This window comes from Rhodococcus globerulus (assembly GCF_019334125.1).
Taxonomy (GTDB): Bacteria; Actinomycetota; Actinomycetes; order Mycobacteriales; family Mycobacteriaceae; genus Rhodococcus_F; species Rhodococcus_F globerula.
The window spans coordinates 3,371,376-3,395,868 of the sequence record NZ_CP079698.1; the positions used below are offsets into that span (position 1 = coordinate 3,371,376).

General features: G+C 59.2%; 21 protein-coding genes. 6 read left to right on the forward strand and 15 right to left on the reverse strand.

Features of this window, described 5'->3' with window-relative positions; translation table 11 throughout:
• Positions 1–119: 119 nt before the first annotated feature.
• On the reverse strand, positions 120–1,625 hold the full coding sequence (locus KYT97_RS15240) for a class I adenylate-forming enzyme family protein (RefSeq protein ID WP_092803947.1): 1,506 nt from the start codon (positions 1,623–1,625) through the stop codon (positions 120–122).
• Positions 1,626–1,682: 57 nt separating this feature from the next.
• Entirely contained in the window at positions 1,683–1,994 is a 312-nt protein-coding gene (locus KYT97_RS15245) for a hypothetical protein (RefSeq protein WP_092805089.1), read from the reverse strand.
• Between the two features lie 168 nt (positions 1,995–2,162).
• Between KYT97_RS15245 and KYT97_RS15250 the strand changes: the two genes are divergently transcribed.
• Positions 2,163–2,921, forward strand: a complete 759-nt coding sequence (locus KYT97_RS15250) for an SDR family NAD(P)-dependent oxidoreductase (protein WP_033236774.1) — start codon at positions 2,163–2,165, stop codon at positions 2,919–2,921.
• 120 nt (positions 2,922–3,041) lie between these two features.
• Positions 3,042–3,941 (forward strand): acyl-CoA thioesterase, encoded by a 900-nt coding sequence (locus KYT97_RS15255; RefSeq protein ID WP_092803950.1) that lies wholly within the window; start codon positions 3,042–3,044, stop codon positions 3,939–3,941.
• A 134-nt stretch (positions 3,942–4,075) separates the two neighbouring features.
• On the opposite strand, the gene KYT97_RS15260 is transcribed toward KYT97_RS15255, so the two are convergent.
• Genes KYT97_RS15260 through KYT97_RS15270 form a run of 3 tightly spaced genes read right to left on the reverse strand, consistent with a single transcriptional unit; the run spans position 4,076 to position 8,188 of the window.
• A complete protein-coding gene (locus tag KYT97_RS15260; RefSeq protein WP_172937874.1) occupies positions 4,076–6,364 on the reverse strand; it encodes an acyl-CoA dehydrogenase family protein in 2,289 nt (762 codons plus the stop codon).
• Between the two features lie 47 nt (positions 6,365–6,411).
• Positions 6,412–7,191 (reverse strand): enoyl-CoA hydratase-related protein, encoded by a 780-nt coding sequence (locus KYT97_RS15265; protein WP_051730737.1) that lies wholly within the window; start codon positions 7,189–7,191, stop codon positions 6,412–6,414.
• A gap of 7 nt (positions 7,192–7,198) precedes the next feature.
• The gene (locus KYT97_RS15270) at positions 7,199–8,188 is read right to left on the reverse strand and encodes an NAD(P)H-dependent flavin oxidoreductase (RefSeq protein ID WP_033236772.1); all 990 of its coding nucleotides are present in this window, start codon (positions 8,186–8,188) and stop codon (positions 7,199–7,201) included.
• A 303-nt stretch (positions 8,189–8,491) separates the two neighbouring features.
• On the opposite strand from KYT97_RS15270, the gene KYT97_RS15275 reads away from it, so the two are divergent.
• Positions 8,492–9,292, forward strand: coding sequence for a FadR/GntR family transcriptional regulator (locus KYT97_RS15275; protein ID WP_033236771.1), 801 nt, complete (start codon positions 8,492–8,494; stop codon positions 9,290–9,292).
• Between the two features lie 134 nt (positions 9,293–9,426).
• Here the strand turns inward: KYT97_RS15275 and KYT97_RS15280 are convergent, their stop codons facing one another.
• The 3 genes from KYT97_RS15280 to KYT97_RS15290 all read right to left on the reverse strand — a co-directional run bounded on the left by KYT97_RS15280 (position 9,427) and on the right by KYT97_RS15290 (position 12,140).
• On the reverse strand, positions 9,427–10,284 hold the full coding sequence (locus tag KYT97_RS15280) for a VOC family protein (RefSeq protein ID WP_033236770.1): 858 nt from the start codon (positions 10,282–10,284) through the stop codon (positions 9,427–9,429).
• Positions 10,285–10,355: 71 nt separating this feature from the next.
• Positions 10,356–11,792 carry an aromatic ring-hydroxylating oxygenase subunit alpha gene (locus KYT97_RS15285; RefSeq protein WP_033236769.1) on the reverse strand — a complete coding sequence of 479 codons (1,437 nt, stop codon included), beginning with the start codon at positions 11,790–11,792 and terminating at the stop codon, positions 10,356–10,358.
• A gap of 66 nt (positions 11,793–11,858) precedes the next feature.
• Positions 11,859–12,140 carry a ferredoxin gene (locus KYT97_RS15290; RefSeq protein ID WP_033236768.1) on the reverse strand — a complete coding sequence of 94 codons (282 nt, stop codon included), beginning with the start codon at positions 12,138–12,140 and terminating at the stop codon, positions 11,859–11,861.
• 580 nt (positions 12,141–12,720) lie between these two features.
• On the opposite strand from KYT97_RS15290, the gene KYT97_RS15295 reads away from it, so the two are divergent.
• Together KYT97_RS15295 and KYT97_RS15300 are read left to right on the forward strand one after the other, a co-directional pair.
• Positions 12,721–14,250 (forward strand): MFS transporter, encoded by a 1,530-nt coding sequence (locus tag KYT97_RS15295; protein WP_033236767.1) that lies wholly within the window; start codon positions 12,721–12,723, stop codon positions 14,248–14,250.
• Positions 14,251–14,326: 76 nt separating this feature from the next.
• Positions 14,327–15,307 carry an NAD(P)/FAD-dependent oxidoreductase gene (locus tag KYT97_RS15300; protein WP_033236766.1) on the forward strand — a complete coding sequence of 327 codons (981 nt, stop codon included), beginning with the start codon at positions 14,327–14,329 and terminating at the stop codon, positions 15,305–15,307.
• A gap of 74 nt (positions 15,308–15,381) precedes the next feature.
• On the opposite strand, the gene KYT97_RS15305 is transcribed toward KYT97_RS15300, so the two are convergent.
• The 7 genes from KYT97_RS15305 to KYT97_RS15335 form a co-directional block, all read right to left on the reverse strand.
• Positions 15,382–16,971, reverse strand: a complete 1,590-nt coding sequence (locus KYT97_RS15305; RefSeq protein WP_230590393.1) for an FAD-dependent oxidoreductase — start codon at positions 16,969–16,971, stop codon at positions 15,382–15,384.
• 53 nt (positions 16,972–17,024) lie between these two features.
• Complete coding sequence (locus KYT97_RS15310) at positions 17,025–17,600, reverse strand: VOC family protein (RefSeq protein WP_230590391.1); 576 nt, start codon at positions 17,598–17,600, stop codon at positions 17,025–17,027.
• A gap of 356 nt (positions 17,601–17,956) precedes the next feature.
• Positions 17,957–18,550 (reverse strand): carboxymuconolactone decarboxylase family protein, encoded by a 594-nt coding sequence (locus KYT97_RS15315; protein WP_051730736.1) that lies wholly within the window; start codon positions 18,548–18,550, stop codon positions 17,957–17,959.
• A gap of 156 nt (positions 18,551–18,706) precedes the next feature.
• Positions 18,707–19,552: a TauD/TfdA dioxygenase family protein gene (locus KYT97_RS15320; protein WP_033236763.1), complete on the reverse strand. Its 846-nt coding sequence runs from the start codon at positions 19,550–19,552 to the stop codon at positions 18,707–18,709.
• 78 nt (positions 19,553–19,630) lie between these two features.
• Positions 19,631–20,377, reverse strand: a complete 747-nt coding sequence (locus KYT97_RS15325; protein WP_033236804.1) for an SDR family NAD(P)-dependent oxidoreductase — start codon at positions 20,375–20,377, stop codon at positions 19,631–19,633.
• A 181-nt stretch (positions 20,378–20,558) separates the two neighbouring features.
• Positions 20,559–20,966: a nuclear transport factor 2 family protein gene (locus tag KYT97_RS15330; RefSeq protein ID WP_033236762.1), complete on the reverse strand. Its 408-nt coding sequence runs from the start codon at positions 20,964–20,966 to the stop codon at positions 20,559–20,561.
• Positions 20,967–21,178: 212 nt separating this feature from the next.
• Positions 21,179–22,141: a VOC family protein gene (locus KYT97_RS15335; RefSeq protein WP_202026728.1), complete on the reverse strand. Its 963-nt coding sequence runs from the start codon at positions 22,139–22,141 to the stop codon at positions 21,179–21,181.
• A 565-nt stretch (positions 22,142–22,706) separates the two neighbouring features.
• Between KYT97_RS15335 and KYT97_RS15340 the strand changes: the two genes are divergently transcribed.
• Positions 22,707–23,552 (forward strand): IclR family transcriptional regulator, encoded by an 846-nt coding sequence (locus tag KYT97_RS15340; protein WP_080711852.1) that lies wholly within the window; start codon positions 22,707–22,709, stop codon positions 23,550–23,552.
• Positions 23,553–24,493: the final 941 nt, after the last annotated feature.

Consider the following 24,493-nt stretch of genomic DNA (forward strand, 5'->3'; position numbering starts at 1 on the left):
AACTCGACCCCACCCAATAGTAGGTCAACTTAGTAATATATGTAAGAGATTCCAAGGATCGGATGTTGGCACGAACCAAGATGCGAAGTCGAAATCGACTGCAGCTGAACGTAACCAGATCAGATAGGTGCTACCTGCGTACCGAGCCGTTCGACCACATGTCGTCGGACAAGCTTGCCCGTCTCCGTGCGCGGGAGTTCGTCCCAGTACACGATTCGCTCAGGTGTCTTGCTACTGCGCAACTTCTCGCGCACAAAGGCGCGCAATTCGTCCACATCGGCGCCCTCGCCCGGACGAAGCACAACCGCCGCCTCGATTCGCTGCCCCCACTCTTCGTCCGGCATCCCGACGACGGCAACATCCAGCACGGCCGGGTGCCGCAGAATCACATCTTCGATCTCGGCGGGAGCGATGTTCTCCGCGCCTCGAATAATGGTGTCGTCCACACGACCTCCGACAAAAAGATAGCCCTCGTCGTCGAGATATCCTTTGTCCCGCGTATCGAAGAAGCCGCGGCCGTCAACCATCCGACCAACTCCTGCATACTCTGCCGACACCTGGTCACCGGCCACACAGATTCGGCCCACTTCTCCTGCCCCCAAGACCGTTTCATCGTCTCCGCGAATCTCGATCTCGACCCCGGGGACCGGACGACCCACCGAACCAAGTCGTGCCCTGGCCTTTTCGTCATCGCCGACAATCGCTGTTCGATGATCATCAGGGCCGAGAACTGCGATGGTCGAGCTGGTCTCGGTCAATCCATAAGCATTGACAAAACCGATCTCGGGCCACAATTGCAGCGCTCGCTCGATAACCCGAGTGGGCATCGGCGCTCCGCCGTATGCAAGGCCCCGCAAGGACGGAATATCCTTTGTCGCATCGGAATCCACAATTCGGGCCAACATCGTGGGAACCACGAGAGCGTTTGTGACGCCTTCACTGCGAACCGTATCGAGCCACTGCTCCGGCGTGAACTGCTCGAGGACCATCGTTCGACGACCGGCGTAGAGATTCGTGATCACATTCGCTACTGCCGCAATATGATAGGGCGGAACACTGACCAAGGCCGCGTCCGCATCCTCCGCGCTTGCAAATTCGACCGATCCGAACACGTACGACGACAGATTCTCGTGGCGAAGAAGCACGCCTTTCGGCGCGGAGGTCGTGCCGGAGGTATAGATGACGACCGCCGGGCCGTCGTCATCGAGAGCCTCCTCCTCATCGGCCGTCGTCACGTCCGAACCCGAGAGCAAGCGCATCCACTCTTCCGGCGTATGCACACTCAGTCCGGCACTCGCCAGAACGGCAGCCTGGTTCGGGTCAGCGATACCCAGCGCTCGGGGATGATTCGACAGAAGTGAATCGAGCTGCTCGCGACCCAAACGGTAGTTGACCGGAACCAGCGGCACGCCTGCGCGCGCAGCGGCAAACATCGCGACCGGAAAAGCCGGACCGTTGACTGCCAGATACACCACTGCATCAGCACCCGATTTCCGGATCATGTCTGCGCCGGCCACTGCCAGTTCGTTCAACCTCGTCGCGGAGATGCCCGCGTCTTTCGATCCGATGACAACGCGGTCGCCGAAACCATCGACCGCCATGTCCAGCAGCATCGAAATATTCATCCGTCACTCCACTCGTCTTCGTTCTGGGTACGCACTACTTGGCCGAAAAGCAGACTGCTAGTCGGAGGACGGAAGCGGCTTTGCGGTCTTGAGCACAAGCGCGACCCCGTCCAATGCGAGCTGCCCCTGACCGGACTTGGTGCACAGCACCTCCAAACCCGAAGACTCGTCGACGTACCGCTTGCCGAGCACGGCGCCACCGGTGTTCGCCGGATCGATCGTGGAACCGTCTCCCGAGGGCTTCTTGCCCTCTTCCATCGCAGACCCACCGCAGGTCAGTGTCACGTCACCTCCCTGAGGAGAGCGAACCACGATCAGTGTGGTGGTGTCGACATTGCTGGCCAACGATTGACCGACCTTGAGAATCACGATTGCTCCGTTCATGGGGACAAGCAGTTCGGCCGCGCACGGCCACTGAGAATTCTTCGGACAACGCACCTATGCCCCCTAAAGGTAGCGCGCGTCACATAGTTTAGATAGTACTATAAGTTAACTCAAGCCTTCACAGGCGAACACCTACACGATTAAGGACGACGTATGAATATCACCGGAAAGAAGGCCGTAGTGGTAGGCGGCGCATCGGGCATGGGCCGGGCGACGGCCGAAGCCCTCGCCGCGGCGGGAGCCAAGGTCGCAATTCTCGATCGGGAGACCAGTGACGGCAAAGAAATCGCCACCGACATCGGCGGCATCTTCCATCCGATCGACATCACTGATTTCGAGGGAGCCGAACAAGCTCTCGGCAACGCCGTGACCGAACTGGGCGGACTTCACATCGCCGTCAACACCGCCGGTGGCGGATCCGTGAAGAAGACCCTCGGCCGCAACGGCCCCCACGACCTCGACAGCTTTCGAAAGATCATCGATCTCAACTTGATTTCCACCTTCAACCTCAATCGGCTGCAGGCCTTCCACATGTCCAGCAACGACCCCGAGGACGAGGAGCGTGGAGTCATCGTCAACACCTCCTCCATCGCCGCCTTCGAGGGTCAGATCGGCCAGGTCGCCTACAGCGCCGCAAAGGCCGGCATCGCCGCGATGGCACTGGTCATGGCACGAGACCTCGGACCGCAGGGCATCCGCGTCGTCGCAATTGCACCCAGCTTGTTCGCCACCGGCGCCACCGCGAAGTTCACCGACGAGCAGGTCGCACCTCTCGTCGAGGACGCGGCGTTCCCGAAGCGAATGGGCCGACCGGAGGAATACGCCAAGCTCGCACTCGCGGTCGTCGACAATCCAATGCTCAATGGACAGGCCCTGCGCCTGGACGCCGGACAGCGATTCGCACCCCGCTAGTTCCAGCGACCTGATTCGCCAATCCCCCTCCTGCCGTGGCTGATTCGTGTCGACGTGCCGAATCGGCCGCGGGCGCGCCCGCAATACTGATTCAAGATTACCTAGTTATACTTTTCAGCTATGCCTCATCCATTGGCGACGCCCGCCCTAGCCAGCCTTTCCCGTCCACCGGTCAGCTCGATCCTTGAACTCGCGCAACTCGATTCGAACAGCTTTCGCGGTGAATCACACACTGGTGTCCGCCGCGTCTATGGGGGACAGACCTTGGGACAGTCGCTCCTCGCGGCAGGCCGTACCATCGAGCACGAGCACCACCCCCATTCACTGCACGCAAATTTCGTCCACCCGGGAAGGTCCGATCTCCCAGTGGACTACCACGTCGAGCGCGTGCGCGATGGCGCGAGCTTCACCACCCGCCACGTACGCGCCGTTCAAGGTGGACGGACGCTACTCCTGGCTACGGCATCTTTCCAACGAGATGAAGAGGGACTGCGACATCAAGATATAGAGCCGTCTCCTGTACCACCGCTACCGGAGGATCTACCTCACTTTCAGGACAGCCTCACCATTTCGGAAGCCGCCGAGGCGAATTGGCTCCCGCCATTGATGGCCGGCGTCGGAATCGAGTTCCGCTTTCCCGAAGAGTACCCACGACTCGCCTGCCGACGAGGAGAGAACGGACCGCCGCGGCAACGCGCGTGGATTCGCACGCTGGAACCCCTGGGGGACGAACGTCTGATCCATGCCGCGGGGTTCGCATATTGCTCAGACCTGTTCCTGCTTTCGGCGACCCTCCCTCCCCATGCCCGACATATCGACACACCCGGACTCCAGCTGGCGAGCATGAACCACGCGGTGTGGTTGCACGCACCGTTCAGATCTGACGAATGGCATCTATACGAACAGCACGGATACTGGATGGGTGGCGGACGCGGAATCAGCACAGGCCGCCTTTTCGACCGGAAAGGCACGCTGGTGGCAAGTACAACGCAGGAGGGCCTGCTCCGCTTTCCGCTCTGAACGCCGATCCCCTGCGCCATCGAACGTTTCCCAATCTTTATACCGGTCAACCACATACGCAATAAAAGGCCGTGAAGCCTGGTCACCCAGGGTTCACGGCCTTCGTCATGTCCGGATCACACTGATCACGCTGATTACCCCAGACGGGCGATCAACTCGCCGGCGGCGAGATCCCTCAGCACCTCGGGCCGACAGATCGAAGCCTCATTCGCCATTGCTCGCCGAAGGAGCAGATGCGATGGATGCTCCCAGGTGAAACCGATACCACCATGAATCTGGATACATTCCTCGGTTGCCTTCACCGCCGCCGACAACGCCTCTGCCGCAGCAAGATCGGCAGCTGTTGCAGCATCCGGATCAGCAGCATCACGATCCGCAGCCTCGAGCACCTGGGCTCGAGCGCCTTCCGCGAGGACCAGCAGATCCGCGCATTTGTGAGCGATCGCCTGGAACGAACCGATGGCATGACCGAACTGTTCACGCCGGCCTGCCCACTCGACTGCGAGTGCGAGCGCCCGATTCGCAACACCGACCGAGTCCGCGGCAACCAGCAAACGGGCTACACGACCTGCGGACTCGAGTGCACGAACTACATCGGTTCCAGAGGCCACGGTCGTCGCCGCCGCCCGATCGAACGTAACTATGCCTACCGTCGAAGTCAGATCCACCGGGTTCTGTGTCGTAGCTGTGAACTCCTCCGATGTAATGGTCGCGAGCACCGGATCGCCGGTAGCCGCATCAGTCGCGAGCACCACCAGCACATCGGCTACCGGCGCACCCACGACACGTTCCACGGTGCCGGTCAGCCGGCCGCCCTCGACCACCGGTAATCCCTCGTCGCGAACCCATCCACGATCGTCCACCGCGGCGACGAAGGCCGCAGTCGCTCCACCGATGACAGCTTCGGCCGCGTCCTGCGCCCCGACCGCAAGGAGCAACTCCAGAGCGATTGCCGTGGGGACCAGCGGCACGGGCGCGAGATGGTATGCGGCTTCCTCGACGGCAACGCACAACAGACGCAGTGAAGCGTCCCCTCCACCGAGAGAGCTCGGTGCGGCCAAACCGGGTAGCCCGAAGCTGACCAGATTGTCCCAGAGCCCGATGTCGTAGTCGGCGGGTGCCACTTCCCGGGCAAGAAGCCGCTCGGTCTCTACACCGGAGGACACCATCGAACCGACGACCTCACGCAATGCTGCTTCGTCCTCTTCCGGGGTGATGAGCGGCCGGCCGGGTGTCACCGTGGGAATCCGCCGACCTTCGCCTCGATGCGACGGCAGTCCGAGCACGCCCTCCGCAATCGTGTTGCGTTGGATCTCCGCGGTTCCGGCGCCGATCGTGGCTGCTCGTGACATCAGATATCCGAAAGTCCACCGTCCATTTTCAACCACTCCGGTCGAACGCGCGCCGAGAACGACCGCGTTCCCGGTCAGCCGCAGCGCCAACGAATGCAAACGCTGTTCGAATTCGGATTTGACCAGCCTGTTGATCGACGCGACACCGCCTGGATCTTCACCGCGCAGTACCGCATCAAGCGCCCTCGCGCTATTCGCCGCGATGCTCCGCACCGACGTCTCGAGCTGTGCAAGCTCCTGACGAATCAGTGGGTCGCTTCCATAGCCCTGATCAATCGCCAGACGGACAACTTTGTCGACGGTCCCTCGGTAACGGAACTCGTCCGCGAGAAAGGCGGTAGCGCGTTCATGGCCGAGAGATGTCCGCATGATGGACCATCCCTCGCCTTCGACCCCGAGGCGGTTCGCAACCGGTACCTCGACGTCGTCGAGGAAGACCTCGGCAAAATGGTGGCCTCCGGCAGCATCGCGCAAGGGTCGCACCTCGATTCCCGGTGAGTTCATCGGGATCAACAGGTAGGTGATGCCCGATGTTCCTCGACCGGCCGGTCCGGTCCGGACAAGCGCAAAGATCCAATCGGCCTTGTCGGCCTTCGTTGTCCAGATCTTCTGACCTGTCACCCGATAGACATCTCCGTCACGGACTGCGCGGGTGGACAGTGATGCGAGGTCACTTCCGGCGCCTGGTTCGGAAAAGCCTTGGCACCAGAGTTCATCCGCACGTAAGAGTGGATCGAGGAAACGGTCCTTTTGCTCTTGGGTCCCGTGGACGATGATCGTGGGTGCCACAATCATCGACATAGCACATGGATGCTTCGGAACTCCGGCCTGCGATGTCATCCGGTAGTAGTCGAGCTGGTCTTCGAGTGGGAGTTCCATTCCGCCGACCTCGGCGGGCCAGCCGGGGGCCGCCAAACCCGCGTCGACGAGTTCACTCTGCCAGGACACCGACTCTTCGAATCGAGCCCGGGACGTAGCCGGACGCGTACGTGCCCGATAGTCGTCGAGTAGTGCGGTCAGGCGAACACGCCAGTCGCCGATATGCGCGTCGAGTACTGCCGTAGAAGCCATTTCCACCGCGGCCACCTCCCCTTGCTTGGTTCGAAAACTTCTCTGGATCAGTCTTTTTCAGCGCGACGCTTGCCGAAACGAGCACCGACATCGGCACCGTTCGTGCGGAAGCCCACCGACGCCTCGATTTCGAGACCGAGGGCGTGCGACGTGGATGCTCCTGCGCCTTCCTTGAGAAGACGCAACATTCGCTGGATCGCACCAGGGTGACCGGCCGCGATCTTGTGAGCAATCTCGAGGGTGCGGTCCATGAGTTGGTCATGCACTACAACCTCATTCGCGAGCCCGATCCGTGCTGCGGTCGCACCGTCTATCGGTTCCCCGCTGAGCATGAACTGTACGGCTGCGGGCAACCCCACCATTCGTGGGAGCATCGCGCTGCCGCCCCATCCGTTGAGCAGGCCGATCTGCGCATGAGTATCGGCGAACTCCGCGAGGTCCGAGGCAATGATGAACGAGCAACTCACCACGAGTTCGTAACCGCCGGTATAGCACGGTCCGTTCACAGCGGCGATGACAGGTTTCGAAATTCCTCTCAATACCTGTGTCGGCGTAGCACCTTCTGTTCGCGGAGACGGGCCTGAAAGCGCCTCGGGGAGATCGACTCCTGCGGAGAACGAGGTGCCGGCACCGGTGATGACAACGACGCGGACGTCGTCGTCGGCGTCGGCCTTCCAGAGTTCTTTCTTGATCGCCTTTCGCATTGCTCGGTTGATCGCATTGCGACGTTCCGGACGATTGAGTGTCAAGACCGTGACGTGTCCGTCTCGCTCGACCAGAAGCGGCGACTCGTCAGTTTTCACGACTGCTGAACCAGTCTCTGTCATGAGAAGCTCAGCCCGCAGTCACAGGGCTGACAACAACATTGCGGGCGAGGTTTCCCAGCAGAGTCTCCGCATCCGCAGCGATTCGGCGCACGAGGTCACCGGCCGAAGGAACATCATGGATCAATCCCTGAACGACACCAACGGTCCAGATGCCGGCCTCCGGATCCCCGTACTCGTAGACCTTGCGGCCGCGGGTACCCACGACAAGATCCTTGACATCCTTGAATCGCCCACCCTTGTCAAGGATTTCGACAACCTCCTCACTGACCGAGTTTCGCGCTGCGCGCATCGTGTTGCGGAGCTGGCGGAAGATCAATTGGGTATCGAGTTCTGAGGCTCCCACGATTTGCTGCTTGATGTTCTCGTGAATGGGGCTCTCCTGGGTGCACATGAACCGAGTGCCCATATTGATTCCGTCCGCGCCCAGGGCGAGTGCCGCAGCAAGTCCGCGGCCGTCGGCGAAGCCGCCAGAAGCGATGAACGGAATCTTCAGCGCATCCGCCGCCGCAGGAATCAGTACCAGGCCCGGGACATCGTCCTCTCCCGGATGTCCTGCGCACTCGAATCCATCGATGCTCACGGCATCGACGCCGATCCGCTCCGCTTTGAGTGCGTGCCTCACACTGGTGCACTTGTGAATGACCTTGATACCGTTTTCTTTCAGGTGCTCGACGTGCACCGTCGGATCGGAACCGGCTGTCTCCACGATCTTTACACCGGAATCGATGATCACCTGCCGGAACTCGGCGTACGGAGGTGGATTAACCGACAAAGTGAGTGTCAAATTTACGCCGAAAGGCTTGTCCGTCAGCGCCTTACACCGCTCGATTTCGAGCGCAAGCGCCGCCGGAGTCGGCTGCGTCAGCGCCGTGATGATACCGAGACCCCCGGCCTCGGACACCGCTGCTGCAAGTTCTGCTCGTCCAACCCACATCATGCCGCCCTGCACAATGGGGTGCTCAACGCCAAATTCCTCGGTAAACCGTGTCGTCAACATTGCCGCTCCTTGGCGTGTGCCGGAAATCCGGCAGTCAGTATCACGGTGAGCTACCACACCGTCCATTTCAACGAAGGTAACATAGTTTACTATGTTATGTGACATTATCAGTCCGTGAAATCCAGGGAATCGAGAACGGAACACACTCATGCTGTCCGTATTCGGCAACCACGAGGTTCGAGAACTTCCACACGTGCCCACCCACACCGTAGTGACAATGCGCCCAGCTCCCGCCAATGTTCTAAATAGGATGCTTTACTGAGTATGCATAGTTACCGTTGACTAGAGAAGGTGTACGTACCCATGACCGATGACGCCGCCATAGCGCCCGTCTTCGAGCAACGATCACCTTCCGGGCGCGCCATCCGCACCCCGAAGACCGCGGAGCTGGTTGCACTCAAGCTTCGCAGCATGATCGTTGACGGCGAACTGAAGGACGGCGACCACCTCCCACACGAGGCTGAACTGATGGAACACTTCGCGGTGAGCCGTCCGACACTCAGAGAAGCGGTTCGAGTCCTCGAATCCGAACGACTCGTCGAAGTCCGTCGCGGATCGAGATCCGGTGCACGCGTGTGTGTACCAGGCCCCGAAGTGGTCGCCCGGCCTGCCTCGCTCCTACTGGAGCTATCGGGTGCCACCGTCGTCGACGTCTTTGCCGCCCGCGAAGCTATCGAACCAGCAGCAGCTCGGATCCTCGCCGAAACCGGGTCAACTGAAGACTTCGACGAACTCGAACGGCTGATCGACGAGGAAGTACCCGCGGCCTTCGCAGTAGGTGATTTCGGCCCTGCCGCAGCACGGTTTCACCTCCGAATGGTCCAGTTGTCGGGAAACGCCACACTTGCACTGATAGGCGGAATGCTCCAAGAAATTTTCGAACGCCATTCCGGCAATATCGCCCGCGAAAGCGCCATGTCCAACGCCGAAGCCGCTCAGCAGCGATACAGGTTGTTCATCCGATCGCTGCGAAAACTCATCAAACTCCTCCGCGAACGCGACGGCGACGGCGCATCGACTCACTGGAGTAAACACATGAAGGCCGCACAGGCAATGCTGCTGGCCGGCAACGAAAACACACAAGTCCGCGACATCCTCAACTGATCCGCCTGGACGAGTTATTGCCGAACGTTGTTCATCCGGACCGGCAAGCCAGTTAGATTTCCGTGCAGGAACTTACGCGCTATATGACTGATGCCCCGGCGCTCAAAAAGAGCACCGGGGCATCATGTCTGCAATCAGGCGGGGAGCGGCGGCGGGGTGAACTTGTGTCCCCAGAGCGCCCCTTCGGTTATCGCGTAGGTCGGTTCCTCGGTCTCAACCCGAATGCCTTCCCAACCACATTCGATCGCGTACAACTCCGGCGAATAGACGTAGAACGACAGCATCTGGTCGTTCGTGTGCTTGCCGAGTGTGTTCATCATCGGAATGTTCAGGTCAGCGGCGCGGTCGAGGGCACGACCGACATCATCGATCGAAGCCATTTCGACCATCAAGTGGAGCAGTTTGCCCGGGCCAGGCGTGGGAGCAAGACCGAATGAATGATGTCGCGGGTTGCAACCCATGAAGTACGTCGGGCCCGCTGTGTTCCGCTCGACGAATCCAAGTACGCGAGAATAGAAGTCGAACGCCGACGGCACATCCTCGGCGGAGACGATGGCATGTCCCATTCCCATGTCACCGGTGACGAAACGACTCACCAATGGCGTGTTGATGAGAACGTGATCGAGCACGGGTCCGTAAAACAATTCGACCGGATTTCCAGCCGGATCGTCGAACCGAGCGAATCCTGTAACCCGTCGCTCAGCACATTCTTCAGTCGAACCAGCGGTGACCTTGATTCCCTCTGCTTCTACGGCAGTCACGACTTCAGCCAGGTCACGTTGGTTCAGCACCTCGAAACCCAGTGCCCCGAGCGAGGACTCTTCCGCCGCAGATACCACCAGACGCGGTGGATAGTGGTCCATTCGGAAATAGAGCGAGTCCGGATTGTCTCCGTCGATACGCATCAGCCCGAGGAAGTCCTCCCCGAATGTCTTCCACGCATCGATGTCAGGTGCATTCAGCCTGACATAGCCGAGAGATCGAATCCCCATTTTCCACTCCAATCGTCAAATGACGCAAAGAAAAACGAACAAAACAAAACACGAATTGCTGCGTGCCGAGGTCAGTCGGTCCAGATATAGCGATCCGCAACACGATGATGATTCCAAATCGTCATCTCCTGCTCCTCGCTGAGCCGATGACCATCAAAGCTCGGCGAATGCATTCCCACCGTCACTTCCTTCATATTCGCGAAGTCCTGATTGAAAACCTGCCCCATATCGGCATCGCGGTAATCATCGAAATACTCCGGCGTAAACTCACGCTTCTTGTCGTAGTCGGCAACCGGAATCTGATCAAGACTGAAAACCTCGAACAGACACTTGTTCGGATCATTGTCGACCGGACGCGACCGATACCAGAACACAGACCCCTGACCAGGAAGAATAATGCTGTTGGGGAACACATTCCACGCACTACCCGCCTCCGTCCACTGCTCGGGCGTAATAACCGGCCAGTCGTAGCCCTCCGCAATCGAAAGCTCCCGATACAACTGAAGGAAATACTGACCCGCCGACATACCCTCAGGCACCTCCGACGTCTTCAACGCCTCCGCAGCACGCCAACTACGCTCGTTCTCCAGCCCACCCATATCCTCGTGCAGGTACTGCACTGCATTCGCTACCGACAAGCGCTCATCGGACTTACCGTCGCCACTACGCTTCGACGGATCCTTGCCCGCATCCTTCGACGCCGACGACTTCGGTCCGAGCGCCGAATAATGAGCATGCCGCTCATACACCGTCGTCGGCGCCCACGGACGAATATCAAGCTCGCGCAACGACGCAATCTTGTCATTGGTGCGATCAAGACGAAACAGCTGAGGATGCGTACCCGCAACGTGATACGCCTCGAGAAACGCATCCAACGCCGTCTTCCAGTTGCACTCCATCACAACGCCCTTGCCCCACCGGATCCGAAAATTCTCGATCTGGAACGGCTCGAAAATCCTCGCGATCGGGTCCAGATACTCGAGCAGCGGCTTCGCCTCAGGATCCATATTGATGAATACGAAACCCGCCCACTGCTCCGCTCGCACCTTCCCCAAACCCAGATCGTCATCCGAACGCGGCACGAACTCCTCACGGTCGAGCACCAACTTGATCGAACCGTCCAAATTCCACCGCCACCCGTGGAAAGGACAGATCAACGAACCCACCCGACCACGCCCACGCGCAAGGCGAGTACCGCGATGCCGACACGCATTGTGATACGCACGAATCGAATCCTTCGACTCACGCACCACCAGAATGGAATAACGACCGATCTCGTACTCCACGAAGCAACCGACACTCGGCAACTCCTCAACCCGACACGCAATCTGCCACGTCCGAGTGAACATCTTACCGAGCTCGAGATCCAAGAACTCTTGATCAAGGAAGCGAGTCTTCGGAATGAAAGCTCTTCCCAGACGGTACTTCTCAGGAACCTGCTCCGCCGGAACATCACCCTCGAACCACGGAACAACCCGATCGACCTTGGATTCATCCAGAACGGACATCGACAATCACTCCTCTTGTAACTGATGCTCAATCGTGCGTGTCTGCACGGGAAACTGGGACAACGACTAGCCGGCGTTCGGACCGGCGATTTCGACACCGTCTGACAGGCGGGCAACGTGGATGCAGTTACCGGGACATTCGTCTGCTGCATCTATGACATCGAGGCGAAGGTGTTCTGGCACATTCGCCGACGCCCCCTCATCGGTCAACAAGGGTCCAGCAGGGTCGTTCTTGACGTGTGCTACCCCACCCGCGTCGAACTCGAAGACATCGGGGGCGTACTGAACACACAGTCCATCTCCAGTACACAGGTTGTGTTCGATCCACACTCGAACTTCGTCACTCATGCGATATGCCTTCCTCGTCCACTAGCTTTTCCGGGGCCTCGCAGAAGGTTTACTTCCCCGACAGCAATCCGATACGCAGCGACTGTTGACGGCAGTGCCTAGGCGCAATCTAGCGATGCGCGACCGACTGCTCGAACAACGTCCTAACCAGATCTGCACGTTCGCGAGGAGTCACTGCCACCCGCCGAAACCCATATATCCGGCCTGAAAAATACTCTCCACCAGTCGTTTCCGAATGTCCATTCGCCATTCCATCAAACGGAACCGGGACTATGTAACTTGCATGAACACGATTTATGCTTGCCGGACAATGACGGACCCGCGTGTGAGGGCGCGGCTACTGCACTTGCGCCGACAACACGCACAATCCCCTCCTCGTGCCGACGGCAATCTGACGCCGGCCATTCGTCTCAGCATCGTTACGGAAGTCGTTGCGGCCCTGAAGACCCCACATTGCCGGATCATGCAACGTCGCCGACCGTCTTCTGCACCACAGCTACACCTAGTCCCTCATAGAGCGAACACTCGCGAGGCTGCGTGCCTGCAGGTTCGTCCTTACCTCAATGAGAAGAGATCTCAGATGGCACTTTCGATGACAAAGAATGGCAGCGACCCCGGATCCGCGCAGGGTTGGACCGTCCGCCTGATAGTCGGAACAATTCTCATGGCGATGGTGCTCGAAGCGCTCTCGCTGGGCACCAGCATGGTTTCAATCGGCCTGCCCGACATTCTGAAGGCATTCCCGACGACGCAGGGCGGTTGGCTGACAACCGTCTACTTCCTCGTCGGCGCGGTATGTGCACCGCTGCTCGGTAAAACTGCCGACCTCTACGGCAAACGCCGGGTGCTGCTGATCACGATGATGGTGTCCGGAGTTGGTGCCCTCATCTGTGCCGTCGCTCCGAACTTCACGATCCTGCTGATCGGTCGTGTACTCCAGGGTCCCATCCTCGCAACGCTCTCGCTGATCCCCTCTTTCGTCCGTGACATCTACCCGCCCAAACAAGCCGCATTCGCGGCCAGTATCACCGTGACAGGAATGGGCGCCTTCTCCCTCGCGGCACCTACAGTCATCGGTTGGCTACTGGCAAACTACGGCTTCCGCGGAATGTTCCTGTTCGATGCCATATGGACTCTCGGCCTCTGCGTTGCTATCTGGGTGACCCTGCCCGAATCGAAGATGCGCCGCGAGACCAAGCCGGATCTACTAGGCGGCCTCATCCTGGCTGGTGCTGTCCTGCCTGTGATGCTCTACGTGAGTATGGGCCGGACTTGGGGCTGGCTTGAAGCCTCACCGCTCCTGCTCATCGGCATCGCGCTGGGATTCCTGTTTGTGCGACACACCCGTAATGCCAACGAGCCCATCATCAATCTTTCGCTCTTCCGACGTAAGCCCCTCGTCTTCGTGGCGTTCGCCGGAGCGATTTCATACTCGATATCCGCCTCGATCTACCAGCTGATCCCCCTGCTCGCCATGACCTCGAAGGACAACGGCGGCACATACGGTCTCGGACTGAACACCATCGAATTCTCGGGCATCGCGACTCCGAAACAACTGGCCACGGTCATCGGCGGCGTCGTCATCGGCTTCCTCCTTGCACGGGGGCGGAACCCGCGGATATTCCTGACCCTTGGAGTCGCCCTCTTTGCGACGGCGTTGATCTCGCTCGCGCTGGCACACGATACTTTCGCCACCGTGATGATCGGCAGTCTGCTCCTCGGTCTGGCAGGCGGCGTGTCCAACGCTGCGATCCCGAATCTGGTTATGCGTGCTACTCCCGTCGGCGACCAAGGATCGACCGCCGGCACGGTTCAGTTGTGTACGACAGGAGCATCCTCGATTCTTCCCGTCGTCATGTTCGCTGTCCTGGCTCCCTACATGATGGCCGCACCGGAAGGTGGTGTGTTCTACCAAGACCAGGGCATCACCATGTGGCTGTGGATCTCGGCCGCTATCTGTGTCGTTGCCCTCGTCGTCGGTGCCACGGTTCTCCGCGAGCGGCGTGGCGAAAGCTTCGAGGAGTTCTCGGTCAACAGCCCGAACCCAGCATCGGATACCGCTGACGGCGTCGCACCGCCAGCAGCCGATCTAGAAGCCAACAAGATCTGACATCTACACGTTGGTCTGCCGACACGCTTCGGTAGCAGACCAAACTCATCGTTGCCACACATCAGGAGGTTGGCCCATGGCCGAGACCGTTACGACAGACATCCTCATCATCGGTGCAGGTCCCGTTGGACTGTTCGGTGCATACTCTGCAGGTTTTCGCGGCTTGTCCACAGTGCTCGTCGATGCCCTTCCCCAGTGCGGAGGACAGATCACCGCACTGTATCCCGAGAAGGAGATCCGCGATATCGCAGCCGTCCCGGGCTCTCTCGGCCGGGAAGTTGTCGCTGCGCTGAAGGCACAAGCCGACGCTTTCAAACCGATCTACCTTCTAGGGCGCCAAGCAGTCACTCTCGGTTACACCGACGGTCGCCCTGTTGTCACACTCTCCGATGGCACCGTTGTCAATGCCGGTGCAGTGATCGTCACCGCCGGCATCGGGACCTTCACTCCCCGCACACTCCCGGCCGGAGAAGAGTTTCTCGATCGTGGCCTGAGCTATTTCGTACCCGACCCGCAGGAACACACTGACCGCGACGTACTCGTCGTGGGCGGCGGCGACAGCGCCGTAGATTGGGCCCTTGCCCTGCGGAAGATCGCTCGATCCGTCACTTTGGTACACCGCCGCAGCGCGTTCCGAGCCCACGCGGCGAGTGTTCAGGAATTGATGGACAGCGGCGTCGAGATCATTACCGACGCACAGGTAGAGGCGCTCCACGGAAACGGCACACTGCAGCAAGCCCACATTCGAATCGACGGTCAGAGTGAGCCTCGAATCCTCCCGGCGGACGCGGTAGTCGCCGCCTTGGGATTCATCAGCAATCTCGGACCGCTGACTGAATGGGGCATGGACTTGGACCGCCGCACGATCGTCGTCGACACTCGTATGCAGACCACCGCCGCACATGTCTATGCGGCCGGCGATATCACGTCGTACACAGGCAAGGTTCGGCTCATGTCGGTCGGGTTCGGCGAGGTTGCCACAGCTGTCAACAACGCAGCCGTCGCCTTGGATCCTGCACTCTCGCTCTTTCCTGGTCACTCAACCGACGCTGCATAAACACCAGATCAGAAAGTCGATGGCCCCGAAGGAAATCCTTCGGGGCCATCGACTTTCATCTGACACTTCGCGAATCAGCCGTTCGGACCAGCCATGTCCAAAGCAGCCAGGTACGAGAAGACCATCGACGATCCCACCGGACCACCCGCACCGGGGTAAATCCGACCAGTCATCGGTGCCATCGTGTTGCCCGAGGCATAGAGACCTGAAATCACAGACCCATCCTCCCGCAGAACTCTGGAGTTCTCGTCCGTCTTCAGTCCGCCCTTCGTCCCGAGATCCGACAGTACGATCTGCGCCGCGTAGAACGGCCCCTTGTCGATTACACCCAGGCACGGATTCGGGCCGTCCTCGTGACTGCCACACATACCGACGATGATTCGATCCCACGGTGCGTCGCCTCGGCCGAACGCTTCATCCTTGCCGCTGCGCGCGTACTCGTTGAACTGCTCGACGCTCTTCGTCAGGGCGCCTGCCGGAATACCGATAAGCTCTGCCAACTCCTCGAGTGTGTCAGCCTTTCGGAGAACACCGGCAGCGAGGAACTTGTCCACATCGAACCAATTCGTGGACTGCGGTGCGACCGGAGGCGATGCAAATGCCCGTTCGTTGTCGAACTGGCGTTGATCGAACACCCAATGCGTCGGCAGATGCGACACCTCCGACGCTCGGTGCGCACGAAGTATCTCATGACCCGACCTGTCGTACGGAAGTCGTTCATTCATGAAACGCTCACCGGCATCGTTCACCCAAATGCCACTCCACACAGAGGTATAGAACACCGGACGCTCATTGGGAACCACCAGTCCCGGAGCAAACCAGGCTTCCTCGAGTAGATCAGTCGCAGCACCGATTTCCATGCCGGCAACTAGAGCATCACCAGTATTGCCGGGCGCTCCCTGGGACCATTCATCCGTCACTTCCGGTTGATATTTCTGACGCAGTTCAGCGTTCCTCTCGTAGCCACCGGCTGCAAGGAGCACGCCTTGACGCGCACGGATAGTTATCGATCCACCATCCGTGGTCGCGTCGACCCCAACTACGCGGTCGCCCTCCAGAACGAGCCGCTCCAGACCGGTGTTTGTGCGGATCGTTCCGTTACCAGTGGCTACGAAGGCAAGCAACAGTCGAGCGATCAGCGCCTGCCCGCCAGTCATGACGGGCCCCGGCTCTGCACCCGAACGCTCAGCCCACTGCGGTCGCCGAACCAGCGGCTCGAGGTCACCCAAAGCCGAACGATCAAGCGGCTCAGGAAAAATCGTGCGCCCGGTCGACAAGCTGCCCGGAGCCTTCTCGAAGTAGTCAGGAACGCCCTGCCAGTAAAACTGTCCAAGCCATTCATGGCTCTCCAGTTCGTCGATCATCGGCGCCCCCACCTGCAGAAAGGCTTCTCTCAGCGCAGAGGGAGCATCGTCACCGACGATCGCATCCAGATAAGGCCGGGCTTGATCCGGACCGGAGTCGACCCCGGCGCGACGCTCCGCGGCATTGCCTGGCAGCCACAGGCCAGACCCCGAGTATGCGGTTGTACCACCGATGAACTCGGTCTTCTCGATGACAAGAGTCTGCAGACCGCGCGAAGCCGCAGCGAGTGCACCGACCAACCCGGCACCTGAACCGACGACGATGACATCGTAGATGTCATCAATCTTATTGCTTTCCACTTTCATTCCTCTCGTGTATTACCGGAAATGCGCGACACGCGATGTAGCGGAAATCAATTGACCACGTTCGAGGCCGCTTCCAGCTTCGCGAATCCGCTCGCACCGGCTTCGTCGAGTTCCATCACCTCGACGAAGTGACCGAGTTCCGCCGTCAGATCCAGATAACCGAACCGGATACCGCCGCTTCTTCCGTATTGCGCCCACGTACGCCCACTTTCGGCAACGATTGCGGATGCCTCGTCGAAATCGTCCACGCGAAAACCCATGTGATGGAGTGTCGCTGGAGCACCGCCGCGCAGTGCGCCCCGGTAAAGATCGACCGCGCCACTGACCGGCCGAATGATCTCGATGTTGGTTGCGCCGGCGTTGACCAACGCGACATCGATCACCCATTCTTCGGCTATTGTTCCTCCGACAACTACGAACGATCCCTGGGGTTCATTCCCATTCGCACGTGAGGACTCTTCGGCCGCAATCTCATCAGGCCGACGACCCAATGACGATCGATAGTGTTTCACGCACTGGACTGTCCCCAGCGTTTTCTCGAGAAATTCTGCGGCGGCATCGATATCGTCTGCCACATATCCGAGTTGCATACAGTTACGTAGCAGATCACTCAATGATTTCATCCGAAACCTCACCTTCAGCCTTGTAGATATGAGTGGGCGCTCGCCACGAGCGTGTGCAGATCACCGAGCCCACAACACATTGACTGTCGCCGCTCGGAAGGCATCGAGTCCACCGCTCATACCATCAGGCGGAATCGGATCCGATCCTTTCAGCGGTAGTGGACGCTCGAGCGCCTAACCGGTCGACTGCCCCGAACAGCGCAGTGCATCACAGGTGTTGGACCCGGCGACTCCGATTCGCGGCATCGACAAACGTCCCCCACAGGCCGTCGGGGCGGGCCGCACCAGTGGGTACGTCCCCCTGCGAATTGACCGACTGCTCCACAAGGACTTTCATCGTGGGGAGTCCAGGGCGACTAGAAACCTTGCATTCCAGGTTCCAGTTGCAGCCCGAAGGTGTTGAACACCATGCAATGCATGTCGTAGGCGCCGATCAGGAAAACCACGTCCATCATCTGCTTGCGATCGAAGTATGTTGCAAGCTCAGCCCAGGTGGCGTCGGAAACGTAACGGTCCTGGCAGATTTCTTCTACGGCGCAGAGCAAAGCCGCATCCATCGGACTCCAGATAGTCGCCGATGAGCCAATTTTGACGGCCTCGATCTCGTCATCGGAGAGCCCCGCAGCTCGACCCATTCCTGTATGTTGCGCCCACTCGTACTCACCTCGTCGTAACCATGAAGTCCCGAGCGTGAGTAGCTCCCGGTCCCGTTCATTCAACGTCGAATCGCGCAGATGATTGGAAAACGTCAGCCAACTGCGACTCAACTCAGGGTGCCACGCGTAGATAGCGATGATGTTGGGCACTGATCGGGGCTGGGGAGGAGTCACGACCGGTGGCTGCGCGCCGACAGTCGAGTTGCTCTTGCCCGTGCTCAGGACAGACAACGCGTCTCGAACTTCTTCGTCCCAATCTTCCAGGGGGCGAGGAACAATCCGGGGTTCACTCACTGCGTCACTCCATTGTGCTCTGGTAGACGGGACTGACGATCCAGTCGGACTGGGGTCGCTCACCTTTGTCGACCTCCCCCACACGGTCTACGCGTTGACATATTGCCTTACGTTTTCTGCGGCTGTGCAGCAGACCCTACAAACCCAAGCTGGGTGTTACTCAGTGGGTTCCTCACCGACAAGTGTGCAGCGGATCATTTCGCGCGCGGAACCGTCTTCGTAGGGTTGCACACGGTGCAGCATCCCCGGATTGTCCCAGATCACGGTGTCACCGACCGACCATTCGTGGCTGTACACCCGATCCGGCGTTGTGGCCCGAGCAACGAGATCGTCGAGGAACAACCGACTTTCGTCCTTACCCATACCCACGATGTAGTCCGACGTGCCGCCGATGATCACCGAAGGGCGGCCCTCACGGTGCCGCCAGACCATCGGGTGTTCACGGCTCTGCATCGCCGCCCAGGCCTGTTCCTGCTCCGGAGTAGGGTTCGGGATCACTCGTCGCCGGGAACCGGCGACGGAGTGCACAACCCGCATCGTCGACAACCGGTCCTTCTCTTCATCGCTGAGCGAGTCGAAGAATGCACGGGTGCTGGCGAATTCGGTTTGGCCGCCGGTCTCGGATGTGACCGCGCAGGTGAGGATTGTTGCCGGTGAGGGGTTCTTCTCGGCGGGCAGAGTGCAGCCGTCCATGTGCCAGTTGAACGTGCCGCGCACGGTCTCCTGGCCACCGTTCTTCTTCGGGTCCATCGAGACCCGCTGAATTCCGGGTTCGTTGTACTGCTCCCCGTTGGTGCGGTCCAGGGTGCCGAGTCGTTCACTGAATTGGAGTTGGGTGTCCGGAGTGAACCCGAGGTCATGGAAAAGAAGGACGCCGTGCTCGCGTAGTGCGTTCCAGATCAGTTCCGGGACAGTGTCGTCGTGAAGCAGTTGGTCGAGGCCGATGCCGCTGATCTCTGCGCCCATGGACGCCGTCAGTGTGTTGATGGTCAAGGTACTCATGAAACGTTGTCTCCTTGGAGAAAAGGATTCCTGTCCGGAATAGACCTGTCGCCGTAGCCGGCGCGGCTACGGCGAGGTTCAGGCGAGGTAGGAACCGCCGTTGACGCTGACGGTCTGCCCGGTAACAAAGGACGCGTCGTCAGAACACAGGTACGCACACGCCCCTGCGATATCTGCGCCGGTGCCCATGCGGCCCACTGGAATATGTCGGCCCATCACTTCATTCGACGGGACCAGACCGGCTTCCTGCTTACGGCGAACACTGGGGGTGTCGATCGAAGACGGGGAAATGTTGTTGATCGTCACGCCCAACGGCGAGTATTCGAGAGCAAGCGTCTTCGTCAACGCGATCACACCCCCCTTCGACGCGGCGTAATGGGCCATCTTCGGACCGCCACGCTGTGCACTCGACGAGGAAATGAAAACTACGCGGCCCCAACCAGATTCGACCATTTCCGGCAAAACCGATTGCGCACAGTTGAATGTGCCGGTGAGGTTGATCGCCATGATCCGATTCCAGGACTCCACACTGATTTCCGCGAACGGCTCCTGAATGGCAACCGCGGCACTGGTAACCAGCACACTCACTGAACCCAGCTCTGCCCGGACCTCTCCGAGGACGCGATCGACGTCAGTTCGATCACTGACGTCAAGCTGATACCCGACAGCCTGGCCACCGGCAGCTACGATCTCTTTCGCTGTCAACTCGGCACCGTCACCATTGAGGTCGAGAACAGCGACCGCGTAACCGTCGGCACCTAGGCGCTGACAAATTGCGCTACCGATACCTGAACCGCCGCCGGTCACCACCGCCACACGCTTCATCACAAGCACCGACCCAATCCCTCAAAAAGACTCACGAACTTCGACCAATCCCTAACGGCCATAACCATGGACCTTTCAAACGCGGCATTATCTTCCGGAGGCACCGGATTGATTCTCGGACTTTCGGCTGGTTCCCGGAGCACTCCGAATTGACCAGCCGGTCGATCGAAGACCTTGGAACTCAGATTGCAAAGGACAGTGTCCGGCGCTGGAACAGCCACGCGCCGCTGACGGACCGCAGGATGTCCTGATACTTACCGACCATGATGAGCCCCCAACCGGCGTCGCCCTTTTGAAGGACGAGGAGGTCACTGCTCACCTCTACCTCGCCTTCCTTCTGATCGGAGACAAGCGTATTGACGACCACATGCCGTAAGGGCGCCCCACCTGTCGTGGTCGCGTAGTACTCACGGATCGCATCGTGCCCCTCGGCAACCACACCGAAATTGGGAATCTCGAATACGGCGTCGCTGCTGAATGTGGCTAGGACGTCGTCGAAACGGCCAGAATCCATCGCCTGGGTGTATGCAGCGAGGCTGGCCTGGACACCTGCGACAACGTCTGCGTAGGTCAGAGTTTCCGTACTCATACGACCTCCTGGGTCAGCACATCGATACACAGACGGAATGGGCATCGAAGGGTGCGGGTGGGATGGGCGGCGGATGCCCACAATTTTGGTTCGAGATGTGACTGCCAACACAGATAGTTAAGCACAGTTTGTTAAGAAATGGGAAGCATATTTTCCGGCAATCTTCTCGAAACCCAGCGGTTGGGCGTCCCTGTGCGCGCAGGCGTACATGTTCAACGCGGATCACCTGGGACCCTCTTGGTTGTAAAGCCCCACGGGACACCGAGACTCGTAGAGGGGTCGGTAATGATCGTGTCGTCAGTGCGGGTCAAGATGCGCAAGCCCTGGGCTTCGACATGACGTTCGACCCGATCGATGTCGACAACTTTCCATGTTATTGCGTGATACACGTCGTCCGCACCATTCGCAGCAAGGTCTGCTTGCGCGGCCGAATCTGCATCCGGTGCTGCGTACTGGAGGATCGCATCGGCAAGATGAACGTACGAACCGGTGACACACCGGACATTGTCGTGACCCTCATGGATGACTGTTCCACCCAAGACATCGACGACAAACTTGTGTGCCCGGTTCGGGTTATCAGTCAATACCGTGTGGTGCGAACAGTATTCGATGCCCAGCGGGTCATCTTCTGACACAACGGGAATAGACCAGTCAGGCGTCAGTCGGAGGTCAGGCTTGAAGGGAAACAGCGGAAAGAAGTAGTAACGAATTCCGGCATCCACCGGAAGCGTATGGAAGTGCGGAATCGGGCCGGCCATCGGCAGCTCGTCGCCTTCGGCAATTTCGTCCTGGCTGTTGGTAACTCGGATGCCTTGATGCTTGAGTTCGCGGTAAAGCTCGGGCATTCCCTCGATGTACCAACCGAAGGTCTGCAAATGTCCCTGCTCGACTGCAGGTCGCTGGACTCCCCCAGTGATGTACCGCTTCGGATCAAGACTGTCGATCAGAACGTCGCCAACAGAAGTAAATATCGAATGGTCGATGGAATGATTCGGCTTCGGCGGTGCTTTCCTTACCGACGCGAGGGGGGTGCTCGACCGGCCGAAAACCCTCCGGTAAAAATCTTCGGCTTCGTCGAGATCAACAACGTGAAGCACAGGGTGGTAGATCATCTTGACGCGAAAGTCACGCTCACGAGCTTGAGCATTTATAATGCTTCTTGTGTTTTCAGACATGGTCACCCTCTCGTGTCATGACAATGCAATCGATCGATTTCCCTCTGCGCACCGGTATCGTTGTGCACCGGTGCGTTTGTGTATCGGTACCGGGATCTCTACACCGGCACACATCCGGAACGGTGCCGACTACCTCGCGGGTGTCGGTTCGAGCGCGATGCCTACTGGAAATGGCAAAAAGCCCTTGCAGTCGTTCACAACCACTTCGCGATCATCTCGCTCCCTGATCCGGCAGTCCCTCGCACTCACCTCGGACCGACTGCCGCACAGCAGTGCGCCAGCCTCCATGCCTGGATCAGGTCAGAGTTGGACCGATCCAGGTCCGACCACATCGAATCCTAGCAATTAAGCATAGTAGCTTGGATTGTGTCAATCACCTGACACGAGCATCGACAAATGGTGCGGTCACATGCATTGCTTGATGTCGACGCGGTTTCCGAAGTACACCCGAGCAAGGGTCGCGCTGGACTCCCGACTTCACGCAGCGAGACCACGTTGATGCTAACGTTCGATCGAACGGGACACTCGTTTCGCTGTGAAGAGTCAAGTGCCACACAGAAGACGAATGACGCAAAGAGCAGATCCCGAGGAGATGAACTTGGTCGTAGAAAGTCCACAGGAACTGTTGGAGCAGAACGAAATCAGGCGGCGCCGTGATCCACTGGGGCGAGCAATACAACTTTTGGTCCACATGGTCGACAGCGGTGAAGAGGCCTACGGTGTCCGAGAATTAGGTACGCGACTGGGCGCGAGCGCGAGCACAGCCCACCGTCTACTCGGCGAACTTGAACAACTCGGAATGGTAGATCGGACACCCAGCGGCACCTACCGAGTCGGACTGGAATTCCTGCGAATCGCCCGAACCTCGATAGCCCAGTTCCCACTACACGACAAGGCGAACGACGTTCTCTGCGAGCTCACTCGACGCAGCGAAGAAACCTCGTTTCTCAGTGTTTACAGTAGTCAACGTCAACAGATGATGTTCACTTTGTCCATCGAGTCCGCTCATCCGCTCCGCTACGTGCTCCAACTGAACAAATGGCTCTCGGTCCACACCGGCGCGAGTGGACTCGCGATCCTCGCGTTCCTACCCGATGAGGATCGCCGCGAGATCGTGGAAAAACAACTCGGCACATCGCCTGATATCAGCGACGATACGTTGCGCCTCACCGAACGCCTTACAGAGATTAAGCGCCAGGGCTACGCCAGTTCCCGCGCCGAACGGATCGTTGGCGCCGTGGCGGTGGCCGCACCCGTGTTCGGGCCCTCCGGTGAGGTTTTCGGCGATGTCGGCGTCACGATCCCCGAGAGTCGGTTCAACGAAACAGACGAACCTGTCCTTGCCGGACTCGTCGTCCACTCGGCCGAGATCCTCACTGTCAGTATGGGCGGGACTGTACCTACGAGTTGACCGAATGTCAGATTCCGCCGAAACATGCTGACCTCGGCTGACTTCCGTATTCGTTCCCCCCGCCACAAGAATCGCTGCAGGAATCGGCTTTAGCGGGTCGACACTTGACGGCGCGGTCTTGTAGCCCCGAAGGCTCTGTCTGCTCGAGACAGGCAGATACGCCTGGGTACCAAATCCATTGCAGACAGCCGATTTTAGTCAAATAGGACCGTACGGTCGTGTTGGTGGTAACTCCAATGACCGAAGGGCATGTGCACGGCTACCGATGGTCGATATATTCACTCCCTGGGTAGCCGACGGCGCATACTGTGAGCGATGACAAAACCGAGTGGCGCTTAATTCGATCTAGTCATCTGAGCGTTGAAACCCGGAGGCATTGCCAATCTGTCGGCACCTATTCGCCGAAACGACTGCGGATCCCAGCTCACATCTGTAGCTTTCACAAGGCCGCCACTGAGCACCGCAGCTCCAGGGCGACGCGAATTACCGAGGCCTGATCGTGTCCGCACCGGCGCGATATCGCCAGATAGGACAACGCCTTCGTGAAGATATGCGGTGAGTGCAGCACGCCCGAACCCGTCAGACATAGAGGCCGTTTTGGCCTGTGAACAGCCCGAACTCGCAAACCGGCGGGAAGATCGACTGGGTCGATTGCCGCCGAATCCACGAAACTTCAACCTTCCACGGCCGACCGAGATTACGGCTCTGCACCACTACACACATCGGACTCTGCCGAGAACTGAGTTCTTGAACCAAGTAAATTACCTTGATCGTCCAGAGCGAATGGGTCTCCTGAAGAACAGGACCGGGCACACCCCTTGACGCTGACAACCTCAGCTGCCAAGCTTAATCGAAACACGGAACATGCGTTCCGTTATCCGGAACGATAACGAGCGCTGTTTCGTAGGAGTGCTCAACGAACTGGTTAGATCCCGAGACCG